At 74.1% G+C, this 6,829-nt stretch carries 7 protein-coding genes; 3 read left to right on the forward strand and 4 right to left on the reverse strand.

All coding sequences use genetic code 11. From position 1 onward, the window contains the following. Nucleotides 1-80: 80 nt before the first annotated feature. The 4 genes from ACIGW4_RS30595 to ACIGW4_RS30610 all read right to left on the reverse strand — a co-directional run bounded on the left by ACIGW4_RS30595 (nt 81) and on the right by ACIGW4_RS30610 (nt 3,670). Entirely contained in the window at nt 81-770 is a 690-nt protein-coding gene (locus tag ACIGW4_RS30595; RefSeq protein WP_123451528.1) for a response regulator transcription factor, read from the reverse strand. Next, complete coding sequence (locus ACIGW4_RS30600) at nt 767-2,023, reverse strand: sensor histidine kinase (protein WP_185094513.1); 1,257 nt, start codon at nt 2,021-2,023, stop codon at nt 767-769. The genes ACIGW4_RS30595 and ACIGW4_RS30600 overlap by 4 nt, the downstream gene beginning before the upstream one ends. A gap of 534 nt (nt 2,024-2,557) precedes the next feature. After that, nucleotides 2,558-2,836 carry a hypothetical protein gene (locus ACIGW4_RS30605; RefSeq protein WP_359590187.1) on the reverse strand — a complete coding sequence of 93 codons (279 nt, stop codon included), beginning with the start codon at nt 2,834-2,836 and terminating at the stop codon, nt 2,558-2,560. Between the two features lie 39 nt (nt 2,837-2,875). Further along, nucleotides 2,876-3,670, reverse strand: a complete 795-nt coding sequence (locus ACIGW4_RS30610) for a PspA/IM30 family protein (protein ID WP_017238869.1) — start codon at nt 3,668-3,670, stop codon at nt 2,876-2,878. A 273-nt stretch (nt 3,671-3,943) separates the two neighbouring features. On the opposite strand from ACIGW4_RS30610, the gene ACIGW4_RS30615 reads away from it, so the two are divergent. The 3 genes from ACIGW4_RS30615 to ACIGW4_RS30625 all read left to right on the forward strand — a co-directional run bounded on the left by ACIGW4_RS30615 (nt 3,944) and on the right by ACIGW4_RS30625 (nt 6,550). Next, nucleotides 3,944-4,549 (forward strand): DUF3043 domain-containing protein, encoded by a 606-nt coding sequence (locus tag ACIGW4_RS30615; RefSeq protein WP_093876481.1) that lies wholly within the window; start codon nt 3,944-3,946, stop codon nt 4,547-4,549. Nucleotides 4,550-4,614: 65 nt separating this feature from the next. Further along, nucleotides 4,615-5,391 (forward strand): class I SAM-dependent methyltransferase, encoded by a 777-nt coding sequence (locus ACIGW4_RS30620; protein ID WP_398710889.1) that lies wholly within the window; start codon nt 4,615-4,617, stop codon nt 5,389-5,391. A 76-nt stretch (nt 5,392-5,467) separates the two neighbouring features. Continuing rightward, entirely contained in the window at nt 5,468-6,550 is a 1,083-nt protein-coding gene (locus tag ACIGW4_RS30625) for a S1C family serine protease (protein WP_123451533.1), read from the forward strand. Nucleotides 6,551-6,829: the final 279 nt, after the last annotated feature.

Genomic DNA, 6,829 nt, shown 5'->3' on the forward strand with positions numbered 1-6,829 from the left:
CCGCGGCCGGAAGTCCTCGGCCCCCGGGTCCACTTCTTTACGCCGCGCATACCGCGTCTGGAGTACGCGCCCGCTCCGCCTCACTCCACCCGGGGGCGTACGAGGCCGGACTCGTAGGCGGTGACCACCAGCTGGGCCCGGTCGCGGGCGCCGAGCTTGGCCATGGTCCGGTTGACGTGCGTCTTCACCGTGAGCGGGCTGACGTCGAGCCGCTCGGCGATCTCGTCGTTCGACAGGCCGCCCGCGACGAGGACGAGGACCTCGCGCTCCCGGGCGGTGAGCGCGGCGAGCCGCTCGGTGCGGGCGTCGCCGGCCGCGTTCGCGGTGTCCGCGCCCGGGGCCTGGGCGAGGAAGGAGGCGATCAGGCCCTTGGTGGCGGCCGGGGAGAGCAGCGCCTCGCCGGCGTGGGCGATCCGGATCGCGCCGAGGAGCTCCTCCGGCTCGGCGCCCTTGCCGAGGAAGCCGGAGGCGCCGGCGCGCAGCGACTGCACGACGTACTCGTCGACCTCGAAGGTGGTCAGCATGACGATCCGTACGTCGGCCAGCTCGGGGTCCGCCGTGATCATCCGGGTGGCGGCGAGGCCGTCGGTGCCCGGCATCCGGATGTCCATCAGGACGACGTCCGGCCGCGTGGAACGGGCCAGCGCGACCGCCCCGTCGCCGTCCGGCGCCTCCCCGACGACCTCCATGTCGGGCTCCGAGTCCACCAGGACCTTGAAGGCGCTGCGGAGCAGGGCCTGGTCGTCGGCGAGCAGTACGCGAATGGTCATGCCTGGTCCTCCCCCGTGCGGGACGTCACCGGCAGTATCGCCTGCACGCGGAAGCCGCCGCCGTAGCGGGGCGCCGCGGTGAGGGTGCCGCCGAGCGCGCCGACCCGCTCGCGCATGCCGAGCAGTCCGTGGCCGCCGACCGGGGGCTGCTCGCCGGGCTGCGGCGGGACGGTCCGGGGGGTGCCGTCGTCGAGGACGGTGATCTCGACCGTACGGCCCACCCGGACGACGCTCACCTCGGCCTTCGCGTCCGGTCCCGCGTGCTTGCGGACGTTGGTCAGGGCCTCCTGCACGATCCGGTACGCCGCGAGGTCGACGGTCGCGGGCAGGGTCAGGCCCTCGTCGGCGCGGGCCAGGGTGACGGGGAGCCCGGCCTTGCGGAAGCTGTCGAGCAGCCCGTCCAGGACGGCGAGGCCCGGGGCGGGCTCGGTGGGGGCCTCCGGGTCGCCGGACTGGCGCAGCAGGCCGACGGTGGCGCGCAGCTCGTCCAGGGCGGAACGGCTGGCCTCGCGGACGTGCGCGAGGGCCTCCTTGGCCTGGTCGGGGCGCTTGTCCATGACGTGGGCGGCGACCCCGGCCTGCACGTTCACCAGCGCGATGTGGTGGGCGACGACGTCGTGGAGGTCGCGGGCGATCCGCAGCCGCTCCTCGGCGACCCGCCGCCCGGCCTCCTCCTCACGGGTCCGCTCAGCCCGTTCGGCCCGCTCCCGGATGGCGTCCACGAAGGCCCGGCGGCTGCGGACCGCGTCCCCGGCCGCGGCCGCCATCCCGGTCCAGGCGAAGACGCCGAGGTTCTCCTGCGCGTACCAGGGGGTCGGGCCGAAGGCCATGGCCGCGGCGGTGAGCGCGGCCATCGTGGCGAGGCCGACCCGCCAGGTGGTGGGCCGGTCGGTGCGGGCGGCGACCGTGTAGAGCGCGACGACGGCGCTCATCGCGATCGGGGCGGGGCGGTTGTCGTCGATCAGCTCGACGAGGGTGATCACGACGGTGAAGGAGAGCACCGCGAAGGGCCTGCGCCGGCGCATCACCAGCGCGGCGGCGCCCGCGATCATGGCGAACACGCTCCACATGTCGGGCGTGCGGTCCCCGAAGGTCGGCCCGTCCGGGCTGCCGTGCGGATCGGTGAAGGACCCGGCGACCATCGCGACGAGCGAGCCGGCGGCGATCACCGCGTCGAAGGCGAGGGGGTGCGCGCGGAACCAGTCGCGGAGGCGGGCGTGGGGGGTGCCGGGGGTGGGGCCGGTGGGGTTCACGAAGCCACGGTACGGGTCCCTGCGGGGCGGCCCCCGCTCCCCCTCTGCCCCTGAGCCGGCGGCGCGTGGGGCGGTGCCGGGCCGGGCGCCGCGTGGCGGGGCGGCGCCGTGTGGGGCCCGCGCCGTGTGGGGCCCGCGCCGTGTGGGGCCCGCCCCCTGCGGGGCGGCTCCCACCCGCCGTGTGGGCAATCGTCCCGCAGGGCGGGACGGGTGGGCACACGGAACGGCGCCCTTCAGCGGCGCCTCCGCTTTCCGCGCCCTGACCCGCACCTCGTGTGCGGCGCACAGCCCGGTACGGGTCCAGGCACAGAAGCCTCGGGCGCCGGCAGGGCGCGGGTCCGTTGTGCCCACCCGTTCCGCCCCAGCGGAACGACTGCCCACAACGGGGTGGGCACCGCCCCGCGGGCGCAGCCCGCAACGGGAGGCGCGAAGGGTGGGCACCGCCCGGCGGGTGCAGCCCGCAGTGGGGCGCGAAGGGCGGGCGCCGTCCGGCGGGCGCTCCCCACGGTGGGTGGGGGGCGCCCGGCGGGGTGGTCAGCCGGGGATGAGGCCGTCTTCCGAGAGCATCTCGCGGACTTCGTCCAGACTCGCGTCCGGAGCCGGAAGGATCAGCTCAGAGGGCTCCAGCGCGTCGTCCGGCAGGGTCGAACCGAGCCTGCGGACGGCGTCGAGGAGGGCGCACAGCGTGCGCCGGAACCCTTCCTCGTCCCCCGCCTCCATCTCTTCGAGCAGCTCGTCGTCGAGCTTGTTCAGCTCGACGAAGTGGCTGTCGGCCAGCTTCCACTGGCCCTCCCCCATGATCCGTACGATCATGACGCGTCCTGTCTGTCGCCGAAGCCGCTTCCGCCGAGGCTACTTCTCGAAGCGCGGGTGGGACTGCTGCGTGCGGTCCTGCGGCGCGGCCGCGCCACCGCCCTCGATGGCCTGCTGCTGCGCCGAGGGCCCGCCGGCCAGCTCGGCCTTCATCCGCTGGAGCTCCAGCTCGACGTCCGTGCCGCCGGACAGCCGGTCCAGCTCGGCCTGGATGTCGTCCTTGGCCAGGCCCGACTGGTCGTCGAGCGCGCCCGAGGCGAGCAGCTCGTCGATCGCGCCGGCGCGCGCCTGGAGCTGGGCGGTCTTGTCCTCGGCCCGCTGGATCGCCAGGCCGACGTCGCTCATCTCCTCCGAGATGCCGGAGAACGACTCGGCGATCCGGGTCTGCGCCTGGGCCGCCGTGTAGGTCGCCTTGATGGTCTCCTTCTTGGTGCGGAAGGCGTCCACCTTGGCCTGGAGACGCTGGGCGGCGAGGGTGAGCTTCTCCTCCTCGCCCTGCAGCGTCTGGTGCTGTACCTCCAGGTCGCTGACCTGCTGCTGGAGCGCGGCCCGCCGGGACAGCGCCTCGCGCGCCAGGTCCTCGCGGCCGAGCGCCAGCGCCTTGCGGCCCTGGTCCTCCAGCTTGGCGGACTGGCCCTGCAGCTGGTTCAGCTGGAGTTCGAGCCGCTTGCGGGAGGTGGCGACGTCGGCGACGCCCCGCCGCACCTTCTGCAGCAGCTCCAACTGCTTCTGGTAGGAGTAATCGAGCGTCTCGCGCGGATCCTCGGCCCGGTCAAGGGCCTTGTTCGCCTTCGCGCGGAAGATCATCCCCATACGCTTCATGACACCGCTCATGGGCTTCGCGCGCCCCCTTCTGACGGACTTCGGCTCCAGCTCTCCAACAGGATCCACAGTACGGGCCCTGTCTCCATTACCGCACTGTTCGGAGCGGGATGCGCTCCTCCCCAAGGACGACTGCGCGCGGAGTCTCCTCCCGCGCAGGGAGTAGGTGGATCTCGGGGAGACCACGCCCGTCCTCGCGTACGTACGCCCGAAGACGCAGTCCGTTAGCGGATCGTTCCCGGCCCGCATGGGGTTCATGCCCGCCACCCCGTACCCTTGGGTTTTGTGTTCCGTAGCCGTTCGAAGGACGAGAAGGCCCCCACCGACAAGGTGACGGCGGACCTCTCCACCAAGCAGCCCCGCGACCCCGAGGCCCCCAAGGGCCGCCCGACTCCGAAGCGGAGCGACGCGCAGTCCCAGCGCCGGCGCGCCGCGACGGTGCCGACCGACCGCAAGGAGGCCGCCAAGCGCCAGCGCGAGGCACGCCGCTCGGACCTGGCCCGGCAGCGCGAGGCGCTGGCCAGCGGCGACGAGCGTTACCTGCCCGCCCGCGACAAGGGGCCGGTCCGCCGCTTCGTGCGCGACTTCGTCGACTCCCGGTTCGCGATCGCCGAGTTCTTCCTGCCGATGGCCGTGGTGATCCTCGTGCTGTCGCTGTTCGGCAACGCCAACCGGGCGCTGCAGAACATCTCCCTGCTGCTGTGGCTCGGTGTGATCGTCCTGATCGTCATCGACTCGATCGGCATCTGGCTCCGTCTGCGGAAGCAGCTGAACGAGCGCTTCCCGAACGAGCCGAAGCGCGGCGCCATCGCCTACGGCCTGATGCGCACGCTCCAGATGCGCCGACTGCGTCTGCCGAAGCCGCAGGTCAAGCGCGGAGAGCGACCCTGAGCGCCGACAGCTCGGAGTTCGGCGGGCGCGCGTTCGGCGAGGCCGCGTCGGAATCGGGCGGCCCGGTGCTGCCCGTCGTCGCGCACTGGCCCGCCGCCCACGGCGGGCTGCGCGACACCATCCGGCAGGAGATCATCGCCCGTCAGCTCGACGAGCAGATAACCGCCCGCTACCCCGTGGGCCAGCGCCTGCGGATCCTCGACGCGGGCATGGGACAGGGCACCCAGGCCCTGCGCCTCGCCCGTGCCGGGCACACCGTGACCGGCCTGGAGGCCGATCCCGACCTCCTCAAGGCGGCCCGGGACTCGCTGGCGACGGAGCCCGCCGGGATCCGTGAGCGGGTCCGGCTGATCGAGGGCGACGGGCGCGAGACCGGGGTGCACTTCCTTCCCGGCAGCTTCGACGTGGTCCTCTGCCACGGCGTGCTGATGTACGCGGACGAGCCCGACGCGCTGCTCGCGGGACTGGCCCGGATGCTGGCCCCCGGCGGCCTGCTGTCCCTGGTGGTACGGAACGCGGAGGCCCTGGCCATGCGACCGGGGCTCGCCGGGGACTGGTCCGGGGCGCTCGCGGCCTTCGACTCCGACGTCTACACGGACGACAACGGCGTCAAGGTGCGGGCCGACCGGCTGGAGGCGCTCACGGCGACGCTCTCGGGGATCGCGGCGCCACTGCACGCCTGGTACGGGGTGCGGGTCTTCACGGACGACATCCCCGCCGACGCGGGCCTGCCCGCCGCCGAGGAGCTGGAGCGGCTGCTCGCCGCCGAGGACCGGGCCGGGCGCACGGAGCCGTACCGACGGCTCGCGGCGCTGCTGCACCTGTGCGGGGTGCGGGGCTGACGGAGACCCGGCGGGCGCGCCCCTGAACGGGTGCGCTCACCGGGCCCGGGGCGGGTCGGAACCGGATACTCCGGACATGGACGTCTCCCCTGACCGCGTTCGTGGCCGTACCCGTCGTGTCCTGCTCCCCCTCACCGCCGGGGCCTGCGCCGTCGCGCTGGCCGGCGGCTGCTCCGCCGCCGACGGGGACGCGTCCGCCCCGGAGCGGTCCACCCAGGCGGCGGCGCCGCTCGCCGCCAACGAGCTCCAGGACGACTACCGGACCGTCATCAGGAACGTCCTGCCGTCCGTCGTGCAGATCGAGGCGGCGAACAGCCTCGGCTCCGGCGTCGTCTACGACGCCAAGGGGCACATCGTCACCAACGCGCACGTGGTCGGCCAGGAGAAGAGCTTCAAGGTCACGGCGGCCACCGGCGGGCAGCCCGTGACGGCACGGCTCGTCTCCTCCTACCCCGAGCAGGACCTCGCCGTGCTCAAGCTGGACAGCGTGCCCCAGGGGCTGAAGGCGGCGAAGTTCGGCAACTCGGCCACCGTCGACATGGGGCAGATCGTGCTCGCGATGGGCTCCCCGCTGGGCCTGTCCGGCAGCGTGACCCAGGGCATCGTCTCGGCGACCGGCCGGACCGTCAGCGAGGGCCGGACCGGCGGCGGCACCGGCGCGACCATCGGGAACATGGTCCAGACGTCGGCCGCGATCAACCCCGGGAACAGCGGCGGCGCCCTCGTGAACCTCGACAGCGAGGTCATCGGCATCCCCACGCTCGCCGCGACCGACCCCGAGCTGGGCGGCGGCTCGGCGCCCGGCATCGGCTTCGCGATCCCCGCGTCGATGGTGCGGACGATCGCGGACCAGATCGTCAGGAACGGCAAGGTGACGGACTCCGGGCGGGCGGCCCTCAACATCACCGGCCGCACCGTCCTCGACGACGGCTACAAGCCGGCGGGCGTCGCGGTGGTCGAGGCGCCGGCGGACGGGGCGGCCGGGAAGGCGGGGCTGAGGCCGGGGGACGTGATCACGCGCCTCGGCGACGCGGAGATCACGACGATCACGTCGCTCGCGGAGGCGTTGGCTTCGATGAAGCCGGGGGATGTGGTGGTGGTGGGGTATGTGCGGGGTGGGGTGGCGCGCGAGACGAAGGTGACGCTGGGAGAGATGTAGGCCCTGCCCCACCCGCACCCTGCTGGGCGCCGCCCCCGCCCACGCGATCCCGAGCCTTGCGGGACGGCTCCCCCGCCCGGCGGGGCGATGCCCCTCCCGCACCCCCGTATGAGACCCGCGCCCTGCAGGGCCGTGCTCCTCCCGCACCTCCGTGCGGGGCCCGCGCCCGGCGGGGCGGCTCCCTCCCGCCGTGTGGGCAGTCGTCCCGCTGGGGCGGGACGGGTGGGCACACGGGACGGCGCCCTTCAGCGGCGCCTCCGCGTCCCGCGCCTGAACCCG

It is taken from the genome of Streptomyces sp. NPDC053513, assembly GCF_044544765.1.
GTDB lineage: Bacteria > Actinomycetota > Actinomycetes > Streptomycetales > Streptomycetaceae > Streptomyces > Streptomyces litmocidini.